Origin of the sequence: Methanoregula sp. (genome assembly GCF_041645475.1) — an archaeon.
Taxonomy (GTDB): Archaea; Halobacteriota; Methanomicrobia; order Methanomicrobiales; family Methanospirillaceae; genus Methanoregula.
In genome coordinates this window covers 36,847-58,584 of record NZ_JBAZQA010000005.1, presented here as the reverse complement: position 1 = coordinate 58,584, position 21,738 = coordinate 36,847, and the positions used below count along the sequence as shown (strand labels likewise).

Annotated in this window: 25 protein-coding genes and 2 tRNA genes; 20 read left to right on the top strand and 7 right to left on the bottom strand. The window is 57.4% G+C overall.

Annotated features, from left to right (window positions below; all coding sequences use genetic code 11):
• The first annotated feature begins 54 nt into the window (after positions 1–54).
• From WC598_RS06040 to WC598_RS06025, 4 genes are all read left to right on the top strand, one after another.
• Positions 55–125: transfer RNA gene (locus tag WC598_RS06040), tRNA-Gly, on the top strand.
• A gap of 4 nt (positions 126–129) precedes the next feature.
• A tRNA-Val gene (locus tag WC598_RS06035) sits at positions 130–203 on the top strand.
• A gap of 85 nt (positions 204–288) precedes the next feature.
• Positions 289–1,380 carry a DUF362 domain-containing protein gene (locus WC598_RS06030; protein ID WP_372960582.1) on the top strand — a complete coding sequence of 364 codons (1,092 nt, stop codon included), beginning with the start codon at positions 289–291 and terminating at the stop codon, positions 1,378–1,380.
• A 589-nt stretch (positions 1,381–1,969) separates the two neighbouring features.
• Positions 1,970–2,854 (top strand): MBL fold metallo-hydrolase, encoded by an 885-nt coding sequence (locus WC598_RS06025; RefSeq protein ID WP_372960581.1) that lies wholly within the window; start codon positions 1,970–1,972, stop codon positions 2,852–2,854.
• Positions 2,855–2,868: 14 nt separating this feature from the next.
• Here WC598_RS06025 and WC598_RS06020 read toward each other — a convergent pair whose 3' ends face one another.
• The 6 genes from WC598_RS06020 to ftsA form a co-directional block, all read right to left on the bottom strand.
• Entirely contained in the window at positions 2,869–4,680 is a 1,812-nt protein-coding gene (locus WC598_RS06020) for a bifunctional UDP-sugar hydrolase/5'-nucleotidase (RefSeq protein ID WP_372960580.1), read from the bottom strand.
• Positions 4,681–4,729: 49 nt separating this feature from the next.
• Positions 4,730–5,425, bottom strand: coding sequence for a hypothetical protein (locus tag WC598_RS06015; RefSeq protein WP_372960579.1), 696 nt, complete (start codon positions 5,423–5,425; stop codon positions 4,730–4,732).
• Between the two features lie 245 nt (positions 5,426–5,670).
• Entirely contained in the window at positions 5,671–5,886 is a 216-nt protein-coding gene (locus WC598_RS06010) for a hypothetical protein (RefSeq protein ID WP_299968050.1), read from the bottom strand.
• Positions 5,887–6,183: 297 nt separating this feature from the next.
• Positions 6,184–6,825: a hypothetical protein gene (locus tag WC598_RS06005; RefSeq protein WP_372960578.1), complete on the bottom strand. Its 642-nt coding sequence runs from the start codon at positions 6,823–6,825 to the stop codon at positions 6,184–6,186.
• Between the two features lie 4 nt (positions 6,826–6,829).
• Positions 6,830–7,537 carry a hypothetical protein gene (locus WC598_RS06000; RefSeq protein WP_372960577.1) on the bottom strand — a complete coding sequence of 236 codons (708 nt, stop codon included), beginning with the start codon at positions 7,535–7,537 and terminating at the stop codon, positions 6,830–6,832.
• A 1-nt stretch (position 7,538) separates the two neighbouring features.
• Positions 7,539–8,900: a coenzyme F390 synthetase gene (gene ftsA / locus WC598_RS05995; protein WP_372960576.1), complete on the bottom strand. Its 1,362-nt coding sequence runs from the start codon at positions 8,898–8,900 to the stop codon at positions 7,539–7,541.
• A gap of 229 nt (positions 8,901–9,129) precedes the next feature.
• On the opposite strand from ftsA, the gene WC598_RS05990 reads away from it, so the two are divergent.
• The 3 genes from WC598_RS05990 to WC598_RS05980 all read left to right on the top strand — a co-directional run bounded on the left by WC598_RS05990 (position 9,130) and on the right by WC598_RS05980 (position 10,883).
• Positions 9,130–10,257 (top strand): TIGR04084 family radical SAM/SPASM domain-containing protein, encoded by a 1,128-nt coding sequence (locus tag WC598_RS05990; RefSeq protein ID WP_372960575.1) that lies wholly within the window; start codon positions 9,130–9,132, stop codon positions 10,255–10,257.
• A gap of 116 nt (positions 10,258–10,373) precedes the next feature.
• Positions 10,374–10,541, top strand: coding sequence for a CxxC-x17-CxxC domain-containing protein (locus tag WC598_RS05985; RefSeq protein ID WP_372960574.1), 168 nt, complete (start codon positions 10,374–10,376; stop codon positions 10,539–10,541).
• Positions 10,542–10,649: 108 nt separating this feature from the next.
• Positions 10,650–10,883, top strand: coding sequence for a hypothetical protein (locus WC598_RS05980; protein ID WP_372960573.1), 234 nt, complete (start codon positions 10,650–10,652; stop codon positions 10,881–10,883).
• 24 nt (positions 10,884–10,907) lie between these two features.
• On the opposite strand, the gene WC598_RS05975 is transcribed toward WC598_RS05980, so the two are convergent.
• On the bottom strand, positions 10,908–11,501 hold the full coding sequence (locus WC598_RS05975; RefSeq protein ID WP_372960572.1) for a hypothetical protein: 594 nt from the start codon (positions 11,499–11,501) through the stop codon (positions 10,908–10,910).
• Between the two features lie 105 nt (positions 11,502–11,606).
• Between WC598_RS05975 and WC598_RS05970 the strand changes: the two genes are divergently transcribed.
• The 13 genes from WC598_RS05970 (at position 11,607) to WC598_RS05910 (ending at position 21,723) form a co-directional block, all read left to right on the top strand.
• Positions 11,607–11,978 (top strand): hypothetical protein, encoded by a 372-nt coding sequence (locus WC598_RS05970; RefSeq protein WP_372960571.1) that lies wholly within the window; start codon positions 11,607–11,609, stop codon positions 11,976–11,978.
• Between the two features lie 348 nt (positions 11,979–12,326).
• A complete protein-coding gene (trpE, locus tag WC598_RS05965) occupies positions 12,327–13,850 on the top strand; it encodes an anthranilate synthase component I (protein ID WP_372960570.1) in 1,524 nt (507 codons plus the stop codon).
• Positions 13,847–14,428 carry an aminodeoxychorismate/anthranilate synthase component II gene (locus tag WC598_RS05960; RefSeq protein ID WP_372960569.1) on the top strand — a complete coding sequence of 194 codons (582 nt, stop codon included), beginning with the start codon at positions 13,847–13,849 and terminating at the stop codon, positions 14,426–14,428. Before trpE ends, WC598_RS05960 begins: the two co-directional genes overlap by 4 nt.
• Positions 14,428–15,444, top strand: coding sequence for an anthranilate phosphoribosyltransferase (gene trpD, locus WC598_RS05955; RefSeq protein WP_372960684.1), 1,017 nt, complete (start codon positions 14,428–14,430; stop codon positions 15,442–15,444). Before WC598_RS05960 ends, trpD begins: the two co-directional genes overlap by 1 nt.
• The gene (locus WC598_RS05950; protein ID WP_372960568.1) at positions 15,441–16,196 is read left to right on the top strand and encodes an indole-3-glycerol-phosphate synthase; all 756 of its coding nucleotides are present in this window, start codon (positions 15,441–15,443) and stop codon (positions 16,194–16,196) included. Before trpD ends, WC598_RS05950 begins: the two co-directional genes overlap by 4 nt.
• The gene (locus WC598_RS05945; protein ID WP_372960567.1) at positions 16,187–16,765 is read left to right on the top strand and encodes a phosphoribosylanthranilate isomerase; all 579 of its coding nucleotides are present in this window, start codon (positions 16,187–16,189) and stop codon (positions 16,763–16,765) included. The genes WC598_RS05950 and WC598_RS05945 overlap by 10 nt, the downstream gene beginning before the upstream one ends.
• Positions 16,762–17,943 carry a tryptophan synthase subunit beta gene (gene trpB / locus WC598_RS05940; protein ID WP_372960566.1) on the top strand — a complete coding sequence of 394 codons (1,182 nt, stop codon included), beginning with the start codon at positions 16,762–16,764 and terminating at the stop codon, positions 17,941–17,943. The genes WC598_RS05945 and trpB overlap by 4 nt, the downstream gene beginning before the upstream one ends.
• The gene (gene trpA, locus WC598_RS05935; protein ID WP_372960565.1) at positions 17,943–18,749 is read left to right on the top strand and encodes a tryptophan synthase subunit alpha; all 807 of its coding nucleotides are present in this window, start codon (positions 17,943–17,945) and stop codon (positions 18,747–18,749) included. The genes trpB and trpA overlap by 1 nt, the downstream gene beginning before the upstream one ends.
• A 55-nt stretch (positions 18,750–18,804) precedes the next feature.
• On the top strand, positions 18,805–19,386 hold the full coding sequence (locus tag WC598_RS05930) for a DUF333 domain-containing protein (RefSeq protein ID WP_372960564.1): 582 nt from the start codon (positions 18,805–18,807) through the stop codon (positions 19,384–19,386).
• 151 nt (positions 19,387–19,537) lie between these two features.
• Entirely contained in the window at positions 19,538–19,903 is a 366-nt protein-coding gene (locus tag WC598_RS05925) for a cupin domain-containing protein (protein ID WP_372960563.1), read from the top strand.
• Positions 19,904–19,913: 10 nt separating this feature from the next.
• Entirely contained in the window at positions 19,914–20,981 is a 1,068-nt protein-coding gene (gene hgcA, locus WC598_RS05920; RefSeq protein ID WP_372960562.1) for a mercury methylation corrinoid protein HgcA, read from the top strand.
• The gene (gene hgcB, locus WC598_RS05915; RefSeq protein WP_372960561.1) at positions 20,981–21,295 is read left to right on the top strand and encodes a mercury methylation ferredoxin HgcB; all 315 of its coding nucleotides are present in this window, start codon (positions 20,981–20,983) and stop codon (positions 21,293–21,295) included. The genes hgcA and hgcB overlap by 1 nt, the downstream gene beginning before the upstream one ends.
• Positions 21,292–21,723, top strand: a complete 432-nt coding sequence (locus WC598_RS05910) for an arsenate reductase ArsC (RefSeq protein ID WP_372960560.1) — start codon at positions 21,292–21,294, stop codon at positions 21,721–21,723. Before hgcB ends, WC598_RS05910 begins: the two co-directional genes overlap by 4 nt.
• Positions 21,724–21,738: the final 15 nt, after the last annotated feature.

Here is a 21,738-nt window from a genome sequence, read left to right as displayed (position 1 = left end):
AGTAAACCAGTGACAATTATTAATACTCTGCCACACCAAAATTGTAGAGCACGTGCATCGATGGTCTAGTGGTATGACTTAGGCCTTCCAAGCCTATAGCCCGGGTTCAATTCCCGGTCGATGCATTCTGGGCTCGTGGTCTAGTTGGCTATGACGTCGCCTTCACACGGCGAAGATCTCGAGTTCGAATCTCGACGGGCCCACTCTTATTCTGATCGCAGTATTGATTGAAAATGTAAACAGTCATCCTGCCGCATCCTTTTTCAGCAGCCATCCCGATACCTTCGTATGAAACCGGTCTTCGTAAACGGGGTTCGGGCGGGATGCCCCGACAACCAGCTCGCGACCTGCATCCTTGAGGCGTTCCTTGCTGCATCGGACAACTGCTCCTGGCTCCGCGAAGGCAACGTTGTTCTCCTCAAGCCGGCCCTGAATTCACCCGACCCGTTTCCTTCCACCACCCACCCGCTCGCAATCCGCGTTGTGGCAGAACTGCTGGAAGATCGCGGAGCGAAAGTCGTGATTGGCGACCAGTCAGGAATTGAGCATGTGCTCCACCATCCCGGGGGCGTTATCCGGGGAAGCAGCCGGGAGAACTTAATCCGGTCGGGGATGGGAACGGATAAAGAGAGCCGGTTCGTGAGTTTTGAAGGCGATGGGTGGGATACCGGGTTTTACCACCACCAGTCAGAACACACCCGCTCCTGGCCGGGCGGTTTTTTCATCACCCGCCGGGCAGAAGAAGCGGACCATATCATCTGCCTTCCGCGGCTCAGCACCCACAGCCAGGCCGGCGCAACCCTGGGGCTGAAGTGCATGGTGGGGATGCTCCGCGAGGACAGCCGGATGGAGTTCCACGCAAACGGGCCGTACAACTCATTCATAACGGGCGCAGCGAGGGGGAGCACGCTCGTTTCCCGGGATGACGGGACAGGCACGTTCTTTGAGAAGATCGTGGAGATCAGCGATGCAATACGAGAGAAGCTGCGCGTTACCCTTGTTGTCGCGACAAAGGCGCAGGTTACGTTTGGCCCCGACCGGTTTGGGATCCGGCTGGGACCACTCAGCCTGGGTAGGGCATATGTTTGCAGCCCCGACCCGGGGTTCGTGTTTGCAAGTGCCGATCCGGTAGCAGCGGAGGCATTTGCCCTGGCCCTGCTGAGCGAGCTCAAGACCACGGTCCCATTCTGGCCGCGACTGACTGAACGGATCCTGCTCAGCCAGAACCGGAACGTGCAGGATCTGCAAAAAATCGGGGTCCGGGACCACCCGTACATCCGGCACGCGATTGCAATCGGTCTTGGCGGGATACCCGGGGAGATCGTGTATGCACAGGTAGCGGACGCAGTGAGGGACCGGTTAAACCGGGCGCTCCGGTGACCGAAGACGGCCCCTAGGACAGAGTTCCACTGGAAATGAAGGGGTATCTATATGCGAATATTGACCCTCTATAGATTGCCCATGCAATGCACAGGATGAGGCAGCAATGTGGTGCAGGCCCGGATCCGGGCAGCGGGCGATTCTCCGTTGACACCCGATCGTATCAGGGAATGATTTCTGGAGTTTTATTTTTCCCCTTGGTCAACCCTTGTGCACCCCCCAGCCAAAAGGGGGGGTAGGGGGCATACCCCCCCTGCTGAAAATTTTCACGCGGGGGGAACCCCCCCTCCACGATCACCATGACTGGGTGGGTGACCCCCCCACTCATTTGGGAAATGACAATAACCTACTCATTTTTGCGAACCCTGCAATGGAGATATTTTATACCGGCGGTTCCACAAGAAATACCCCGCAAGTAACTACAAAAAATCGTTCCTTACTCATAATTGAGGTGGGGGGTAGGGGGCATACCCCCCTGCCAAAAATTTCCGGGCAAGGGGTGACCCCCCCTCCATGATCACCATGACCGGGGGGCCACCCCCCACCAATATACCCTTCCCCGCCCCATATTCCGGCACAGGAAATCCCCATGCAGATCACCCCCGCTATCCATGCGCTCAGGCACCCGTTCCGGGTCCCGGTTGCACCCGGCCTCACGCTCGACCGTTTCGTGTACTCGTACCTCATTGCAGGAGAGACGATCACGCTCATCGATACGGGCGTTAAGGGCTGCGAGACAGAGATCTTCGATTATATCCGGTCTATCGGCCGCGACCCTCGGGAGATATCGCTCATTGTCCTGACCCACTCCCATCCAGACCACATCGGGGCGGCCCGGGCTATTCAGGAGGCTACCTGGTGCACAACAGCGGCACACGCTGCCGAACGGGTCTGGATCGAGGATGTGGAGCGCCAGAACCGGGAGCGCCCGGTCCCGGGATTCGACACGCTGGTTGGCGGGCCGGTAACACTTGATTTCGAACTCGAAGCAGGCTGCACCATCGACACTGACGGGACAACCGAATACGAGATCCAGGTTATACACACGCCGGGCCATTCCGCCGGTTCGATCTCGCTCTTCCTGCAGGGCGAGGGGGCACTCTTTACCGGGGATGCCATCCCGGTACCGGGAGATCTCCCGGTCTACGATGACGCAGAACAATCCATCCGGTCAATCCGGCTGCTCCGATCGGTCCGGGGGATCCGCCACCTCCTGTCAGCCTGGGACGAGCCTTGGAGTGGCGGGGAGGCCTGCGGGATGATGGATCAGGCGCTCGCTTACATCAATACGATCCACAAAGCCGTGCTCACATCAGCCAGCGAAGGAAACCCCGACCTCATGGAAATTACCAGAAAAACTGCTGCTGCCCTCGGGCTCCCCCCGCAAGCGGTAAATCCCCTGCTTGCCCGCACGTTTGCGGCAAACCTCCGGGCCCGGGAAGTCCCGGACCTGCTTGCCACCCGCCCGGCCTGACCCGGAGAGGGGTTTTAAGGGATTTTCCGGATCCTCCCGTCAGCCGTTACATTCACCGGCTGGGGGAGCGATCCCAGGTACGATGCAAGGGTATCGACATCCGAAGGCCCGCTCGCAATAAAGGTCCCGTTCGTGAATATCGTGTAGCCATCACCACCGATGGAGAGGTAGTCCATCATGGCCGCGGTATACGTTGCCGCCGGGTCGAGCGGGACACCGCCGACAAATACGTCCTGCACCCGGTTACCGGCAGGCCGTATCACATTGTACGTATAGGTGAGGCCGGACACGCCAAGCGTATGCGGGGGCTGCGGCTCCTGCCACTGGCGCTCAAGCGCATGCCGGATCTGCTGCCCGGTCAGCTTCATCGAGACAACGGTTCCTGAAAATGGCTGGACGGAGAAGAGGTCTCCCCAGGTAACATTCCCTGCTTTGATGTCGGACCGCATGGTCCCGGTGGTAATAAACGCCACATCCGTCCCCATGACGGATCGCTGGGAGTCGGCCAGGAGATCCCCGAGTGCCGATTCCCCGGCTGCACTCTCGTCCCGGGTAACATCATGGGAGGCAACTGCGATCTGCCGCCCGATTACGGGAGCAACTGCCTGCTCATCCAGGGAAAGAAGCTCCGCAGATTCAGGATCCGGGGTTGAGCCGGGCGGCTGGTCAGCATACGCAAGGACTACCTGCGCAGACTTGCTCACAATATCCCGGGTAACCGGGTCAAGGGTCAGGTTCACGTCTGCATATCCCTTGCTGTAGCTGTACGCCTGCGTAACCAGGACAGGATTTCCGGCTGCATTGGGAAGGTATGCATTCGTGAACTGGTGGGAATGGCCCGAGAGAACGACATCCACGTCGCCATCGAGACCGGCAACGATGCCGGTCACCCGGCCGGTCACATTGGTCCCGGTCCGCGTCCACCCCTCATAGGCCTGTTGTTCCCCGCCTTCGTGGAGCAGGACAACAATGGCATGTATGCCGTTCTTCTTGACTTCTGCAACATACCGGTTGATGGACTCCGTCTCATTGAGGAACAGAATATCATCCGCCCGGTGGGGTGCCAGCCGCTCGGGAGTGGTTATTGTGTCGGCCCCGATAAACGCGACGGATATCCCGCTGATATTCCGTATGACATAGGGAGGGAAGATCGTGGTGCCGTTCTCTTTCCAGACCACGTTGGAACAGGTATAGGATGAGCGGGTGCCGGGATAGGGATTGGCGAGGTGGGTGATCGATGCGTTGCCATTGCCCCCGTACACCTGGCGCAGGAGTTCGCCGGTCCCGCGATCGAACTCGTGGTTTCCGGGGGTCATCACCAGGTTGCACCCGGATTCAGCCGGATCGTTTTTTCCCGTGCAGCAGGGATTGGCGAATTCATTGAAGAAGATCTGGCTCGGTTCATCGTAAAGGAGCCCGGACTGGGGCGGCGATGCCCCGATGACATCGCCCGGAAAGACAAGGAAGGTGTTGGCCGGCCCAAATACGTCCGTTGCCGCTTTCAGGTACGAGGCGAGAACCGGGGCACTCCCGACCGGGCGTTTGTTCGTTGTCTGCCCTGCCGGCATCTGCCCATGGAAATCATTGACGGCGAGGATCTTCACACTGATCGGGCCACTCCCTGCCGTACGCTCCGCATTACCCGTTGACAGACAGGAGCTGCCGGTAACAGCACTCCCTGAAAGGAATGGGAGTTCGGATGCAGGTCCAGGTGGCGTGAGCGGATGAGATACCAACGCGGATGCGATGATTGCCATGCCGGCGCAGAGCAACAACAGGACAATCAGCCGGAGTAACGTCCGGTCCTGCCAGGGAGATGATACCATAAAACTGGTATATAGGAATTCTGGCTTTAAAAGTGACAGGTAACGATCGTCAGCATGACCGTCTCACGGTCTCCAGCCACAGATCAAATTCCCGGTAAAACTTCGCGATTCGTTCACGGTCTTCCGGGGTCCGCAGTGAAACTTTCTGGGCGAAATACCGGGACTGGTCATCCTCATCCCAGTGATCTTTCTCACCATCAACCGGAGACAATTCGGCCTCCCCGGATGTCCGGCACGGCTCGTTTGTCAGCGTCCGGCAGTACGCAGTCCGGACCGGTGACCGGAACGGCCTGACCGCCCACCTCGTATCCGCATACCCGTCCCAGTGATCGTTGACCGGGAACCCGGCTTTTGCAAGCGGGGAGTCCCAGGTTGCATCCACAAGCGCCCAGCGGCAGCCGATCTGCACCCGGCAGGCAAGGTGGTGGGCTACCGGCATTCCCGCGGCCAGTTCCCGGAGAGCGGCCGGATAGTTGAGGCCCGGATCATTCCACAGGAACGCAACCGTGGCATATACCACACTGAGGTTCAGTTTCCGGAACATTGCCGCAAGCAGGTAATGCTTGGGTGTGCAGTACCCCTTCCCGGCCCGGAGCATCTCTTCGGGCCCGGTGACGGGATCGTGACAGGGGATGGCAAGTGAGTACGGAATATCGCGGATATGTTCAAAGATGGAGATCATACTCTGGTGTGTATCCAGACCCTCAGTCCATTCGCGGTATTTCCTGTTGACAAGAGATGGCATTCCGATCCTTTATACGGACTCGCAGGCCGGGACGATAAAACACGCGATCTCCGGGTCACTGTCGCAGGATCATATGCCAAAATCCGTAACAGGATCCATTACCCGATAATAACGGGTACAGTAAAAACCGGGATTGCAGATTTGAAAACGAGAAACGACACCGTCGGGGGGAAAACTATTGAGCGGGAGCGCCGGCCGGACTGTGCCGGCCGGCGGACAACCGCGTGCAAAAGGAAAAAGTAAGATTATGCGTTCTTCATCTTGGCTTTTGCGACGAATCCGTCTTTGCCAATGTAGTACATGAAGCCCTTTTCCTTGGCGATCTTTTCAGTACCGACTTTCTTCTTCTTGCCGGTCTTGTTGTGCTTCATCGGGGCTGCCCAGACGTATCCATCCTTGCCGATAAAGTAGAGGTAGCCCTTTTCGCGCTGGATCTTTTCTTTTCCAATTTTGGTTCCCATTTAAACACCTCAAAACCACGATTGGGTTTTGATAATGAATGGTGACGCCTGATAATATAAAAGGTTTCCGTCGAAAGCCCGTCGAAGTCTCATTTTTTAAGAATTTTCTGGGGGTATTTTGGGTATTCAGACCCACTAATCACGCCGATTAAAAACCCGTTTAAAATGCCCCGTTCTGGCATTAGAGAGTTAAATATGGCCTAAATGCGGGTTTGTGCGGCCGGGGGGACCGGAAGTGAAAGCGCATTCTGCGCAATGGTTTTCATGACGGTTGAACAGGGGTGCCGCAGGGGGACATCATCCAAGCCTCATGACGGTCTCTATCCGCCCGGGAACCGTCCGGGTGAGGGAAAGCGGCATTGCAGTTCCTTCCGGGATGAGGGTCACGGTGAAGCGTTCATCCGGCCGTGCCCCGCGGGAGGTGCAGACCAGGATCTCGAACTCCTCCTCCGGTTCCATCCAGTTGTCGGCATCTGCCATGTGACCGGGGAGCATATTGTATTTCCCGGTAACCGTCCAGTTCGGGCAGACCAGAGGCTGGATATCAGTTTTTGGGATCTGCACCATGGAACCATTTCCAGCCCAGCTGACACGAACCTGATCCATATCAATAGCACCGGTGTGCCCGAGAAAGAGGGATACCATGACCTGGACCGCCCCGAGCCGTTTGGAATCCGGCCGTGGAACATTCATGAGGGGCTTGTTGGTCATCCGGCTGACCGCAGGAAAGCCGTACAGGGATCCGACGGGCTGCATATTGTCCCCGGATACGTACACGCTCTCGGCCACCATACCTCCGGGGAACGTCCGGGCCCATCCGGTAGTTTCCCCCGGGTTGGTGATTAGGAAAAAGGCACCGGCGACAAACAGGAGTACAAGGATCAGGATCACCGCTTCAAGACCCGTGAAGGCATCTTCCCCGCAACGGTGACCTGCCACCGTATCACTCCGAACCCAGGGACATAACCGGCTGGACATCCATGGGTACGCTGATCAGGGCTACCGGCGGCTGGGAACTCCCGGGGGGGTTCACAGTTACGGTGAACTGCTGGTACGGTGGGGTGGTGTTGGTCGGGCAGAGCATGATCTCGAACTGTTCATCGGGGTACAGGATATCGGCCCCGGTCAGGGACGAGACCGCGGATTTACCCCCGGTCCCTTTGGCCGCGGGGATATTCTTCGGAAGCTTCCCGGGGGCTGTCGGTGACGGTTGTGGAACGTCAAAACGGTTGGTGATCATCCAGCCAGGGCAGACAAGGGGCTGCCCGGTTTTCCGGGAGAGTTTTTCCACCCCGTCCGCAGTCACCACATAGAGGTTCACCTTGTCAAAATCAACCCCACCCATATCCCCGATAAAGAGCGCCACATTCATCTGGACGGCACCCAGGTTGCCGGCATCCTGCTTCACATACTGGACCGTGACATCCGAGTGGTTCCCGTTCACGGCGGAAAAGCCGGTAACTGGTCCAACGTGCCGCACCGCGTACCCGGATTCCCCGGCAAATGTCCCGATCATCCCCTCCGACGGGTTTTTGAACCCCTGGGCAAGGGCGGTGATGGCTACATGGCCGATCACGATGAGGACAATGAAAATCACAATCAGTTCCAGCCCCGTGAGGCCGTTCTCATTGGCATGGTTTTTTCGGATCATATCAGTGGTTTCTCCTGTCGATCAGCCGTTTTGGCCGCCCCTTGAGCGTATGGAGTTCAAGCCCGCCGGTCCGGGTGAGGGTCAGCTGGATCCGTAAATCCCCGTCATGATAATGTTGTGCAAGGCCGGGCTTGTATTTTAGGAAACGGTTCACGAAGATATCTTCTATGCCTTTTCTATCGCACTGCTCCGGATCGAGGGCTTCCACGCTGACCTTGAGAACCGTTTCACCGGGGTTCTCCCCAGGGTGAATGAATGCCTCGTATTCGCCGGTCAGGTAGTCCATGTTGCCCGGCTGGAAGACCGCTGCTTCAATATCAACGCGGTTTAAGGAGTTCTGGAAGATCCATGCGGTTTCTGCCTCGCGCTGAGGGTTGTGGATCCGCATGTGGGTCCTGCCGCAGGCACACCGGTCCCGGGAGAGGACGACCGTCGTATCCTCGGTATCGTAGTTCAGCAGGAGCATCCCCGCCTTTCCCCCGACCGGCAGCAGAGTAGTGAGAACACCCCTGCCACATTCACCGTCATTGACAAACGACGCCATCCGGGGATCATAGACATCCAGGTGCACCAGATCTTCTGGTACATGTAATCCTGCAACCTGTGTGCACTCCCCACACATAGTACCTTCAGTACTGCCATAGGTATTGTACACCGGGCAGCCCCACAGTCCGGCCAGGTACTCCCGGGACTCATCGGCAAAACTCTCGCCTCCCGCCACCAGCTTGTCGATCGAGGTGTCTAAAGGAGAGAGACCTTCGGCCCTGAGCCTCCGGACAAGGTGGAGGAGCTTGAAGACGCTGCCGACTATTGCTGTCGGCTTGTAGCTTTTCAGGATCCGCGATTCAAACGAGCACTTGCCGATGGGGATGATCCCCATGCCGATGCGCTGTGCGGCGATCGTCATGGTGTTGGCGCCCACATTCATACCATAGGATGCACAGACCACGATCCGGTCCTTTTTGGAGAATCCCTGCGAGACAAAACTCCTCGCGTATTTCTCTGCGTACCGCTTCCAGTCATCCCAGGTCAGGAAGAACCCCTTGGGTGTGCCACTCGTCCCGCTGGTCTCCTGGATGGAGAAGACATTCTCCCACCCCGTTGAGAGGAATTCGAACTCCGAAGTTACCGGTGGCTGGTGCTCCCGTATGGTTTTTCCCGATATGATCGGGAGCTCCAGCAGGTCCTCGTGGACGCGGATCTCCAGTGGATTGATCCCGTTTTCACGAAACCAGTGCCGGTAAAAAGGGGAATGGTCAGCCGCGTACCGGATAGTATACCGGACCCTCTCATCGATAAGGGAATTGAGACTACTCCGATCCATAGTCTCAATTTCCGGTGAGAAGCAGGATTCCCCGGGCATGACAGAGAATTGCAGGAGATATTGTTTATAGGTTGCGACAGGAGAAGAGCACGTTCACGCCTGTTTTTCCCTGCCATCCAGACCCGTTCCGGGGGAGTGAAGGGGATAGAACCAACAACCTCACAGGATCATCCTCCAAATAGTAACGGTTCACCCTGATAGGCGGGGGCAACACCGGCTGATGCCCTCAATTTATTGTCTGGACGGTTGAAGATGTACAGACAATTCCATGTACTTCCATCTCATCCTCACGGACAACTGCAACCTCTGCTGCAGCTACTGCCGGGCAAAGGCATTCGAGGAGCTGGAAGAGGGTTCCTGCGAGGGGAAAACGGTTGAGATCGATCCGGACCTTCCCCTGGAACTGGATTACGATCTCCGGATCCTCTATGAATTCCTTGCAAAGGATCCTTCCGCAACGATCACGTTCTACGGTGGGGAGCCGCTCCTCCGGGCGGATCTCATCGACCGGATCGTACGCGAAGCACCGGTGGAGCAGTTCATGATGCAGACCAATGGTCTCCTTCTCGACCGGCTCGCCCCGGAGATTGTGAACCGGTTCACAACAATCCTCATCTCGCTTGACGGTCGGGAGGAGAGTACAGACCGGAACCGGGGCAAAGGGGTGTACCGCAGGGTGATGGATCAGGTTAAAAAAATCCGCGCAAACGGTTACAGCGGTGAACTGATCGCCCGCATGACCGTGACCGAACAGACAGATATCGTGGACGCGGTCAGCTGGCTTGCCAGGAACCCGGACAACCCGTTCGCATCCATCCACTGGCAGCTGGACGCAGACTTTGCCGGAGATTTTACCAGGCGACGGTTCGCTGACTGGGCCCTCACCAGTTACAACCCGGGCATCCGCGAGCTGGTCACCCGCTGGGTCGACTGCATGGAGACGGATGGGAAGGTCCTGCGGTGGTACCCGTTCCTCGACCCCATGGACGACCTCCTGCAGGGGAGATCGAGCCGGCTCCGGTGCGGCTCGGGCTATGCAAATTACAGCATCATGACCGACGGCCACATCGCGCCCTGCCCGGTGATGATCGGCATGACACCGTACTATGTAGGGCACATCGCTGACGCTGACCCCTGTTCCCTTGACCGGATAGAGGTTGGCGGGGAGTGCACTACCTGCCACATACGGGATTTCTGCGGGGGCCGGTGCCTCTACTCCAACATCACCCGGCCATGGAGCCCGGAACAGCGGCAGCTGGTCTGCGGCACCGTTGAGAATCTCCGCAATGCACTTGTATCCGCTCTCCCGCGGGTGCAAAATCTTATTGCAGGCAATACCATTGCCCGAAAGGATTTCGCGCATGAAAAATTCAACGGCTGCGAAATAATTCCCTGATAATACAGGCTGTTTTAAATAGTGCCGGTAATGACATTGGTGCAAAATCGGACAGCTGTATTTATATTGAACCGTTAGATGTATATATGCAGATCAAAACTGCACGAGTAAGAGCAATGGAGAGAAAGAATTTTGGTGGCCCGAGAAACTTCGGTCCCAGAGAAATGACAAAGACAGTCTGCTCAGACTGTGGAAAAGAGTGCGAAGTCCCCTTCAAGCCAACGGAAGGAAGGCCGGTCTACTGCAGGGACTGCCTGCCCAAGCACCGGAAACCCCGGTTCTGATTTCATAATCTTTTTCTCTTTACACCCGGTTCTGTGAACAATATCCTACTCGCCGGGCGGATGCTTTTCGCCGAAACACTCTTGTAATACGTTCTCAAATACCGTCACATGACCGGTTCATGGGAAGAGGCAAAGAGGGAGGCCGAAAAGGCGGGCCTCCCGCAGGTCTATCACGACTGCGATGCCGACTGTTTCGGGGCATGCAGAAAGGGTGAGCAGCAGGGAGTTTTCAGGGAAGGGGTGTTTGTCGAGCACCGCTGCATCTGTATGCCGGCCCACCTGAGCGCAGAAGAGCTTGAGGCAAAAGAAAGAGAATTCCGGGAGGAGAACCCGGACTGGTAACCTCCTGCTGAACAGAAAAAACCGTTATTTTCTCCGGATCTCATCCCGGAAACGGTGGACGAGATCGTAGAGCATGAGACGGAACTCATCCCCAATCTCATCCCAGGACTTGACATCGGTTACCGATGGGACATCCCCGACAGGAACAGGCTCCCTCACAACCTGCCCGTCACCTTCCGGTTTGGGCTGCCACCAGAGTTCCCGCAGGATCTCGAAGTAGCCGCTGACAAGGACGACGATGAAGACAAGCGGAACGATCACAAACGAGAGAAGCCAGAAGTAGTGGTACAGGTTATTCTTGGTGAGAAGGTCAACCCACTCAAAGATCCGTAGTACGAAGGCGACGATGAAGACGCTGCCGATAGCCTTGATCACCGGGAAGGGCAGGTTGAGCGGGAACGGGAACGCAGAGAAGATATCGGCGACAAAGATGATGATCCCGATAACGAGGAGCAGCCAGAAGTTGGTGTTCAGGAAATCGATCCCCGAGAGAAGGACCGGATTCCTGATGAACTCCTTGAGGATATTAACTAGCACCACTACGATAAGGAAGCAGATGATCCCGGTCATACGGGAAACAAAAACCCAGCTCAATGACTTGTCGCGACACGGCCACATTGTGGTGCCTCCAAAAATGTTATACAGAATTTGTGGTGATAGGTAAATAGGTTCCCGTACTGCTGCCAGCACAAGATGTATCATCCGGGCACGGGATCATCTGGTATGCAGGTCAACTACAAGCGTTACGGGCTCTACCTGCTTCGGTGGCAGGCAAGTACCCCGATCCTTGCCGGGGTCGGCATTATTCTCGCGTCCATGGGGCAGATCGTAGCTGCCATCATAGCAAACCTGATTGGGGGCCTTATCTTCTTCTGGGTGGACCAGTTCATCTTCACCTCCCAGAGTCTCGCAGCACAGTGGGAGGTTAAGGAGAACATCACCTGCGTTGACTGCGGGAAGTTAGCGAGAGGGTACCGGCTTGTGAAGGCCGGGGATTACGACAAGACGCATGACCATGAGCCGGAGTTCCGGTGCGAGGAGTGTTCGAAGAAAAAAACCGAGCAGCTCAGGGAACGCGGCGTAAAGATCGGGTAGCCCTGGTGATAACGGCAGCCTGTAACAGAATACTTTTTTTCCGCTGAACCGGTCAGATCTCCCGACAGAATCTCATCAGAACTATCTACCCCCATTTTTCTGCTTGAACCAGCAACAGCGAGTCTGGAATACACCTCGTCCCAGTCAGCACGCTGCAATAATATCTGCATCAATGGCCAAATAATTACAACAATGTATAAATATGTACAAAGACCACGTTTTACTACAACCAGTCCCCAGGAAAACGGGCTCATCTCAACACAGGGAGATCCCCGCAAATCCAGAGGATCTCCTGGACATAGAGAAAAAACGGCTCCCTGCCGGAATACGGAATTACAGGAATGCAATATGAAGAACGAACTTACCTTCAATCTTGAACTTGAGGAATTCATCACCGCGGTCAACAACCAGCCAAAGCCGCTCATCATCCCGCTCTGCGCAGAACTGCCGCTTGGGAACCTCTGCCCGCTGGACATCTACCTGAGCACCCGTGCAGGCTGCGGGTTCTTACTGGAATCGATGGAAGGCAGCGAGAAGCTCGCCCGCTACTCGTTCATCGGGCTCGATCCGGAGTTCGTGGCATCTGTCGGGGAGACCGTTGAAGTTGAGGGCAATGAACCATTCATCTCGATTGCCCGGGATCCCGATGGCAGGGACCCCGTGGACCGGATCAAATCGATCCTCTCCCGCTTCCACTACGTAAACGTGAAAGCTCCCCGTTTCTTTGGCGGCATGGTCGGATATTTTGCCTACGACTGCGTCTACTCCCTCTTTGAGAAGGTCGGGATGGGGAAAAAGAACAGCAGGGAAGGACGCGGACCTGACGCACGGTTCATGCTCACCAAGGACTGTATAGTCCTCGACCACCGGGATCGGATCCTCTACATCTTCTCAAGCCCGCACCTGACCTACGAGTCCGACCTTGCCGAAGAATACCGGAAGAGTATCAGGAAGATCCAGTTGCTTGCAGATCTTATCACCGCACTCGGGAGCGGGGGCATCCCCCCGGCTGAACCATGCACTCCCGCGGTTCAGGCCCCACCGGTCATCCCTGCCGGTTCGCAGGAGCAGTACGAACAGGCGGTAGAGCAGATCAAGGTGCATATCGTTGCAGGGGATATTTTCCAGGCCGTACTTTCACGAAAGATGGAGTGCAAGATTGCCGGAGACCCATTCAGCCTGTATACTGCGCTCAGGAAGATCAACCCGAGCCCGTACATGTATTACCTTGATTTCGGCAATGAGCAGGTTATCGGGGCAAGCCCCGAGATGCTTGTCCGGGTAGAAAAACGCAGGGTGACCACCGTCCCGATAGCAGGCACCCGGCCCCGCGGCAAGACTCCTGCGGAGGATGAAGCACTGGCAAGCGATCTCCTCCGCGATACAAAAGAGCGGGCAGAGCATACGATGCTCGTGGACCTTGCAAGAAACGATCTCGGACGCGTCTGCCGGTTCGGGTCCGTTGAAGTAACGGAATTCATGAACATCGAGAAGTTCTCGCACGTCCAGCACATAGTCTCGACCGTGACCGGTGTCCTCCGCGATAACCTCGACTGCTATGATGCCTTCCGGTCCTGTTTCCCGGCAGGCACGGTCTCAGGAGCGCCCAAGATCCGGGCAATGCAGATCATCGGGGAACAGGAGCCGTGTTCACGGGGGATATACGCAGGTGCGGTAGGTTATATCGGGTTTGACCGGAACCTTGATTTTGCCATCGCTATCCGGACGGTCCTTGTACAGAACGGACGGGCCTCCGTGCAGGTCGGGGCCGGGATTGTTGCAGATTCGGTACCGGCCTTGGAATGGAAAGAGACCGAGAACAAGGCTGCGGCAATGATCCGGGCCATTGAACAGTCGGGGGCCTGCCCATGAAAGTGCTGATCGTTGACTGCTATGACAGTTTCACGTTCAACCTGTACCAGCAGGTGGGAAAACTCGGGGGAGAGCCGATGGTCCTCACCTGCGACACCCCCCTCAGGCGTATCCGGAATGTCTCCTGCGACCGGATCATCCTCTCACCTGGCCCGGGAACCCCGGAGGACGCCGGCGTATGTCTTGAGATCCTGAACACCATGAGTAAGACGATCCCGACACTCGGCGTATGTCTCGGTCACCAGGCAATATGCACCGCCTTCGGGGGCGAAGTTGGGCGGGCGGGCCACCTTATGCACGGGAAAACCTCAGAAATACGCCACGACGGAAAAGGGCTCTTCTCGGGGCTTACCGAACCGTTCGTTGCAACCCGCTACCACTCGCTGGTTGCGAAGGAGGATACGCTCCCGGAAGATCTCGCCATCACCGCTACCAGTCTCGATGACGGGTATATCATGGGTGTGCGGCACCGGCAGTACCCGATAGAGGGGGTGCAGTTCCACCCGGAAAGCATTCTCTCCGCGTGCGGGGACCGGATCATCGGGAATTTCCTTGCCGGTACGGGGATGGCACGATGATGCTGAAAAACGCCATCGGCAGGCTCGTGGACAGGCAGGATCTCACCGGCCCGGAAGCGGCGGAGATCATGAGTACCATCATGGAGGGGGGAGCCTCGCAGGCCCAGATCGGGGCATTCCTCACCGCGCTCAGGCTCAAGGGGGAGACCTCCGAAGAGATAGCCGCCTTTGCGGGGGTAATGCGCAGGTACGCGGTCTCGGTGAAACCCGTGACCGGCAAGATCCTGGTGGACACCTGCGGCACCGGTGGCGACGGAGCCCGGACGTTCAACATCAGTACAACCTCAGCGTTCGTTGCTGCTGGAGCAGGAGTTCCTGTGGTAAAACACGGGAACCGGAGCGTGTCAAGCCGGTGCGGTTCGGCCGACGTCCTTGCCGCACTCGGGGTCAACCTTGACGTGGACCCACGGCTCCAGGCGCAGATCGTTGAGCAGGCGGGGATAGCATTCCTCTTCGCACCCCAGCACCACCCGGCTATGCACCACGTTATGGCGGCCCGCCAGGAGATTGGCTGCCGGACGGTCTTCAACCTCCTCGGGCCGCTCACGAACCCGGGGGGTGCGGAGGCACAGGTGCTCGGTGTATATGATGAATCCCTGACCCGTACCATGGCAGAAGTGCTCCGGCTTATCGGGCTCACCCGTGCGATGGTCGTTCACGGCAGCGGGCTGGACGAGATCACCACCACCGGGGATACAACCGTATCGGAACTGTACCGGGGGACAATCCGGACGTATTCGCTGAACCCGGCAATGTTTGGGATCGCATCCGCGAGCCTCGCAGATCTTGCCGGTGGCAATGCGGATACCAATGCCCGGATCACCCGCGACATCCTCAGCGGGGAGCAGGGGGCCGGGCGCGATATCGTCCTGATGAACGCCGGTGCTGCCATCTATGTCGGAGGAATGGCCGGAAACCTCCACGAGGGAATTGTGCAGGCAGCCAGGTCCATTGATTCGGGAAGTGCCCAGGCCCGGCTCGATGCCCTGATCAACGCAACCCGGGGGGCAGAATGATCCTCGATGAAATCATCCGGCGCACGGAGAAACGGGTTGCCCTCCTCCCGGCAACATTCCCGGAATCCTTATCACGGCCCAGGGTAAGCCTTGCAGGTGCTATCCACAGCAGGAACGGGAAAAACGCCGTCATCGCCGAGATCAAGTGCGCGTCCCCGAGCAGCGGAGTAATCCGGCGCAACGTGGACATGGCGATGATGGCAGGAGTCCTCAAAGACGGGGGGTGCACGGCCATCTCGGTCCTGACCGAGCCGTACTTCTTCGGGGGTTCCGGCCAGGATATCGCCCGCGTGAAGTCGGCAGTGACCCTGCCGGTTCTCCGCAAGGATTTCATCGTCGATGAGCGCCAGATCGCCGAATCGAGAGCCCTTGGGGCTGATGCGATTCTCCTGATCGCCGCAGTGCTCGAAAAAAGACTGACAACATTCGTCAGTCTTGCGCAGGAATATGGCCTTGAACCGCTCGTGGAAACCCATAACGGTGCGGAAGTGGAGGCTGCGCTTGCCACGGATGCCGAACTCATCGGGATCAACAACCGCAATCTCTCGACAATGACCATCGACCGTTCGACCACCCGGCTTCTCTCGGAGCAGGTACCGGATGAGGGAAGGCTCGTCGTATCCGAGAGCGGCATGAGGTCTGCAGACGATGTGCGCGAACTGAAAAAGTACTGTGACGCATTCCTGATCGGTTCATCTATCATGGCAAGCCAACATCCAAGAAAGAAACTGGAGGAGTTTGTATGCGCGTAAAAATCTGCGGGATAACCCGCCCGGAGGATGCTCGGCGGGCCGAACAACTGGGGGCCGATGCGATAGGCGTAGTGCTCTGCTCGGAATCCCCCCGGTCCGTTTCACTGGAGCGGGCGAGGGAGATCTTCGATGCCGTGGGCCCGTTCACCACCACGGTAGCCGTGACCCATACCCGGTCCCGTGAGGATCTGGAGCAGATCTTCGCCATCCACCCGCACGCGGTACAGATCTTCCACCCGTTCCGTTTCATGAAATCACCCGGCCCTCGGATAATCCGGGCGATAGGAGCTGGAGAGACCCTGCCCGGGGATTGCAGTGCAATCATCGTGGACGAAAGCCATGGGAAAGGGAGAGCCGTGGATCTCTCACGAGCCCGGTGTGTTGTAGAGAGAGCAAAGGTTCCGGTCATCCTCGCGGGCGGGCTTACCATGGAAAACGTGGCAGATGCCATTGCCGCAGTCCACCCGTATGCCGTGGACGTGGCAACCGGTGTGGAAACATCACCGGGGATCAAGGATGTGGAGAAGATGAGAGCATTCATCCAGGCAAGCAAGGAGTGCATACCATGAATACAGCAGGGAAAAAAGGACGGTTCGGGAAATACGGCGGCCAGTACGTGCCGGAGACGATGATGAACGCACTGCAGGAACTGGAGATCGCGTATGAGAACATCCGGAACGATCCATCATTCATCCATAACCTTGACGCGTACCAGAAAGAGTATGCAGGGCGGGAGACACCCCTGACGTTTTGTCCAAACATCTCGGAAGAGCTCGGATGCAAAGTCTACCTGAAACGCGAGGATCTCGTGCACGGAGGTTCCCATAAACTCAACAACACCCTCGGCCAGGCGCTGGTCGCAAAATACATGGGCAAGAAGAGGCTGATCGCCGAAACCGGCGCCGGCCAGCACGGCGTTGCAACCGCAATTGTCGGAGCGGCACTCGGCCTCCCGGTTGAAGTGTATATGGGGGAGATAGACACGAAGAGGCAGGCGCTCAATGTCTTCCGCATGGAACTAATGGGCGCAAAGGTTATCCCGGTCAAATCCGGCACCCGCACGCTCAAGGACGCAACAAGCGAAGCGTTCCGGGACTGGGTGGCGAACGTGCGGGACACATATTACCTGATAGGCTCGGTTGTCGGCCCGCACCCGTATCCCGGGATGGTGCGGGACTTCCAGTCGGTGATTGGCAGGGAGGCACGTATGCAGGTGGTGAAAAAAGAGGGGCGCCTGCCGGACTGCATTGTTGCCTGCGTAGGTGGAGGCTCAAACGCAATGGGTATCTTCTACCCGTTCCTTGACGATGACGTAGAACTTGTCGGGGTCGAGGCAGGTGGAAAGGGGATCGAAACCGGTGAACACAGCGCAACGCTCTGCGCCGGCGAAGGCGGGGTTCTGCACGGGGCATTCTCGTACCTGCTCCAGGACCGGAACGGCCAGGTGCTGCCAACGCACAGCATCTCGGCAGGTCTCGATTACCCGGGGGTTGGGCCCGAGCACGCGATGCTCAAGGACGCCGACCGCGTCACGTATGCCGCAGTCAATGACCCGGACGTTATCGATGCCTTCCGTTTCCTCTCGAGGAAAGAGGGGATCATCCCGGCGCTCGAATCCGCCCACGCGGTCGCGTATGTCATAAAAAATGCGGACCGTTTCGACCGGGACGACATCGTCATAATCAACCTCTCCGGGCGTGGGGACAAGGACGTGGCCGAGATAGCAAAACTTCAGGAGGCACACTGATGGGACGAATTGCTGATACATTCCGGAGCCGGAATTCGCCATTGTTTATCGGATTCACGGTTGCCGGGGACCCGGGTAAGGAGACCTGCATCCGTGCGGCCAGGGCTCTCATTGACGGAGGGACGGACATTCTCGAACTCGGTATCCCGTTCTCGGACCCGGTGGCAGACGGCCCAACCATCCAGAAAGCGGACGAACGGGCACTTTTAGCGGGAACAACACCGGACATGGTCTTTGCAATCGTCCGCGAGCTTCGCAAGAGTTCGGAAGTCCCGATAGTCTTCCTCACGTACTACAACATAGTCTACCGGCGCGGGATCAGGAGTTTCTACCGCGAGGCGCAGGAAGCTGGAGTGGACGGTATCCTGATCGCTGACATGCCCTTTGAAGAATCGGATGCGGTGACGGACGCGGCAACGGAGTTCGGGATCGATCCCATCATGCTCATCACCCAGACAACCACGGACGCCCGGATCAAAAAGATCGCCTCCAGGGCCCGGGGGTATCTCTACCTTGTCGCCGTTCTTGGGGTTACCGGGGTCCGTGAGACTGTATCAGACGAGGCCATTACACTCCTGAAACGCGTCCGGAAGCACACGGATCTTCCGCTCGCGCTGGGCTTTGGGATCTCCACACCACAACATGCGAAGACCTGTGCTGAACAGGGGGCAGATGGGATCATCGTCGGCAGCGCTATCGTGGATATCGTTGGCAAAAACTCCGGCGATCCAAAAGTCATGGAAGATGCGCTCAGGCACTATGTCGCAAGCATGAAAGCGGCCATAGTTACTGATTGTCGGGTCTGAAGATCATTCCGCTCATATTTTTATGAGGGTACGATAAAAGTATCCTGATAGTATCATGATGTCAAAAACCAGTATCTTCATTCTCCTGGCAGCCTGTGTTGTCGGAGCCCTGTTCATCTCCGGATGTACCCAGACGACCACATCACCGGCAACAACCACAGCACCCACCACGGCCGCAACAGCGGTAGTGACTACCACAGCACCCGTAGAAGGCATGGCAAATCCCGCATCGGTCAACTGCGGTAAGGTAGGAGCAAAGTCAGAGATCAAGACAAATGCTGACGGTAGCCAGTACGGAGTCTGCAACTTCCCCAACGGAACTTCCTGCGAGGAATGGGCACTCTTCCGCGGAGAAGGATGCAAAGCAGGCGTGACGGTTGCAACAACCAACACAACTGCAGCTCCCGCATCAGTTGGCATGGCAAATCCCGCATCGGTCAACTGCGGTAAGGTAGGAGCAAAATCCGAGATCAAGACGAATGCTGACGGCAGCCAGTACGGTGTCTGCAACTTCCCCAACGGAACTTCCTGCGAGGAGTGGGCGCTCTTCCGTGGAGAGGGATGCAAAGCCGGTGTGACCGTTGCAACAACCACCATGGCAGCCGTTGCAGCCAACACGACCGTTCCGGTAAAATAATCAAATCTCTTTTTCTGATTTTCAGTGCATGACCGGTCTGAAAGGGCACGTCATGAATCCTGCAGGCATTTCAAAATTTTATGAAATAGAAAAGTATATCACCTTCTCCGCCACAGGTTGTTTCAATAAAATTTGAAATGATGATGCGATTATGACTCACCAGAGAATAACCCTCACGGGCCAGGAACGCGACTCGGATACGCTGGCATGGAATCCCCACGCGAAATTCCAGGGAGTTTTCTTGAAGCACCTGGTCACCGGGAGCGACACGGGTGGCCGGCTCTCCGTCCACCATGTCCGGATCGATCCCGGCTGTGTCATTGGCGACCATACCCACCCGGGCATGGTGGAGATCCACGATGTGATCGCCGGAGCCGGGACATGTATCCTCGAAAATGTGGAAATTCCGTATTCTCCGGGATCGATGGGCGTTATGCCGGCAGACAGGGTACACCGGATTACTGCCGGAAAGAGCGGCCTCCTCATCCGCGCAACATTCTCACCACCACTTGTGTAGGAAGGAAAATATGGATCTGAAAAACCAACCAAAAACCTGCAGTTGTTCATCCGGCACACCGGCACCGATCAGTGCCTGCACGGGCACCGTAACTTCACCGCAGGAGATCCGGTCCGTGACCAGCACGATAACAGCGGCAAACCGGCTCGATCATGTCCTTGCCCGCTGGGGCGTCAGGAGGGGAAACCACCGGGTGGAACCCGGCCTGTACCGGCTCGGGAACCCGACACCGGAGTCACCGGTCTTTGCTTCGGCCAACTATACACTGAGTTTCGATGCCCTCCGGTCCGCACTGAACGGTAACGACGGGTATATTCTCGTCCTTGATACGAAGGGGATCAATGTCTGGTGTGCTGCGGGAAAGGGGACATTCGGGACAGACGAACTCGTGCAGAGGATCGAACTCACCGGCCTTGTTGGCATTGTCGGGCACAGGAAGATCATCCTCCCCCAGCTGGGAGCACCGGGTGTATCATGGCCGGAGGTCATGAAGAGAACCGGTTTTCGCGTTGAGTACGGCCCGGTCCGGGCACGCGATCTTCCCGAATACCTCAAATCGCATACCGCAACCCGGGAGATGCGCCAGGTTACTTTTCCGCTGTGGGATCGCATGGTCCTCATTCCCGTAGAACTCGTCCACGTAGCGCTCCCAACAATTGTGGCAGCGCTCGCTCTCTGGTTCCTCGCGGGACCCGCAGCCGGCTTTGCCGCAGTTGCCGCAGTGCTTGCGGGAACCGTCCTCTTCCCCATCCTGCTCCCACTCATACCCACGCAGGACTTCTCAACGAAAGGTCTCATCCTCGGGATTGTTGTCGCACTCCCTTTCGCGTTCCAGTGGATAAGTGCACCGGGCCTGCCGCTGTGGTCGCAGGCTGCAGGAGCGCTCACCCCGCTCCTCATCATGCCCGCAGTCACCGCGTACCTTGCGCTCAACTTTACGGGATCGACCACGTTCACGTCACGGACCGGAGTAAAGAAAGAGATATTCCGGTATATACCGGTCATGACGCTTATGGCCGCTTCAGGAGCGATCCTCGGGATCGTTCTTGGCGTGAGCCGGCTTCTGGGGTGGATCTGATGTTCGATTCCTACACGGAAACCACGCTCGTGCTTCATGAGGATCGCTGCATTAACTGCAGGCGCTGCACGGAGGTTTGTCCCCACGCGGTCTTTGCTGCGGGAAAGGAGACGGTCACCATCGCCCGACCAGCGGACTGCATGGAATGCGGAGCGTGCCAGAAGAACTGTCCGGTTCAGGCAGTAGAGGTCCAGAGCGGGGTTGGCTGTGCCTGGGCCATGATAGGAGCTGCGCTCAGAGGAAAAGACCTGGACAGCGGGGAGTGCAGCTGCGGCGGAGATAACAACACCTGTTGCGGTGGCGGGGAGAAATGACGACAAAAAAGATCCGGGTCCTCTTCGTCTGCACAGCCAATGCGGCCAGATCGCAGATGGCAGAAGGACTGCTCCGGGCACGGTATGGAGACAGGTATGAGGTTTTCAGCGCCGGAACACGACAATCAACGGTGAGCCCGCATGCGATCGCAGCAATGCGGGAGATCGGGATCGATATCTCGCATCACCGCTCCAAGACCCTGGACGAATTTACCGGGCAGTCCATGGATATCGCAGTAACGGTCTGTGACCGGGCGCACCAGGTCTGTCCGGTCATCCCCTTTGCCAAAAAAACGGTTCACTATGGTTTCCTGGATCCCCACACAGTCCAGGGATCATCGGAGGATATTGCCGGGGCCTACCGGTCGGTCCGGGACGCCATGGCTGCATGGATTGACGATGAGTTCGGAGCACAAAAGACGGTGTAATTGGGTATCGCGGAT

Coding starts and splice junctions, on each gene's coding strand:
- WC598_RS05985 (WP_372960574.1), top strand. CDS start 10,374: ATGGAGAGAAAGAATTTTGGTGGCCCGAGAAACTTCGGTCCCAGAGAA.
- hgcB (WP_372960561.1), top strand. CDS start 20,981: ATGTTCGATTCCTACACGGAAACCACGCTCGTGCTTCATGAGGATCGC.
- WC598_RS05910 (WP_372960560.1), top strand. CDS start 21,292: ATGACGACAAAAAAGATCCGGGTCCTCTTCGTCTGCACAGCCAATGCG.
- trpD (WP_372960684.1), top strand. CDS start 14,428: ATGCTGAAAAACGCCATCGGCAGGCTCGTGGACAGGCAGGATCTCACC.
- WC598_RS05960 (WP_372960569.1), top strand. CDS start 13,847: ATGAAAGTGCTGATCGTTGACTGCTATGACAGTTTCACGTTCAACCTG.
- WC598_RS06025 (WP_372960581.1), top strand. CDS start 1,970: ATGCAGATCACCCCCGCTATCCATGCGCTCAGGCACCCGTTCCGGGTC.
- ftsA (WP_372960576.1), bottom strand. CDS start 8,900: ATGCCCGGGGAATCCTGCTTCTCACCGGAAATTGAGACTATGGATCGG.
- WC598_RS05990 (WP_372960575.1), top strand. CDS start 9,130: ATGTACTTCCATCTCATCCTCACGGACAACTGCAACCTCTGCTGCAGC.
- WC598_RS05950 (WP_372960568.1), top strand. CDS start 15,441: ATGATCCTCGATGAAATCATCCGGCGCACGGAGAAACGGGTTGCCCTC.
- WC598_RS05945 (WP_372960567.1), top strand. CDS start 16,187: ATGCGCGTAAAAATCTGCGGGATAACCCGCCCGGAGGATGCTCGGCGG.
- WC598_RS06030 (WP_372960582.1), top strand. CDS start 289: ATGAAACCGGTCTTCGTAAACGGGGTTCGGGCGGGATGCCCCGACAAC.
- trpA (WP_372960565.1), top strand. CDS start 17,943: ATGGGACGAATTGCTGATACATTCCGGAGCCGGAATTCGCCATTGTTT.
- WC598_RS06015 (WP_372960579.1), bottom strand. CDS start 5,425: ATGCCATCTCTTGTCAACAGGAAATACCGCGAATGGACTGAGGGTCTG.
- WC598_RS05930 (WP_372960564.1), top strand. CDS start 18,805: ATGATGTCAAAAACCAGTATCTTCATTCTCCTGGCAGCCTGTGTTGTC.
- WC598_RS05980 (WP_372960573.1), top strand. CDS start 10,650: ATGACCGGTTCATGGGAAGAGGCAAAGAGGGAGGCCGAAAAGGCGGGC.
- WC598_RS06020 (WP_372960580.1), bottom strand. CDS start 4,680: ATGGTATCATCTCCCTGGCAGGACCGGACGTTACTCCGGCTGATTGTC.
- WC598_RS05925 (WP_372960563.1), top strand. CDS start 19,538: ATGACTCACCAGAGAATAACCCTCACGGGCCAGGAACGCGACTCGGAT.
- trpE (WP_372960570.1), top strand. CDS start 12,327: ATGAAGAACGAACTTACCTTCAATCTTGAACTTGAGGAATTCATCACC.
- hgcA (WP_372960562.1), top strand. CDS start 19,914: ATGGATCTGAAAAACCAACCAAAAACCTGCAGTTGTTCATCCGGCACA.
- WC598_RS06010 (WP_299968050.1), bottom strand. CDS start 5,886: ATGGGAACCAAAATTGGAAAAGAAAAGATCCAGCGCGAAAAGGGCTAC.
- WC598_RS05970 (WP_372960571.1), top strand. CDS start 11,607: ATGCAGGTCAACTACAAGCGTTACGGGCTCTACCTGCTTCGGTGGCAG.
- trpB (WP_372960566.1), top strand. CDS start 16,762: ATGAATACAGCAGGGAAAAAAGGACGGTTCGGGAAATACGGCGGCCAG.
- WC598_RS05975 (WP_372960572.1), bottom strand. CDS start 11,501: ATGTGGCCGTGTCGCGACAAGTCATTGAGCTGGGTTTTTGTTTCCCGT.
- WC598_RS06000 (WP_372960577.1), bottom strand. CDS start 7,537: ATGATCCGAAAAAACCATGCCAATGAGAACGGCCTCACGGGGCTGGAA.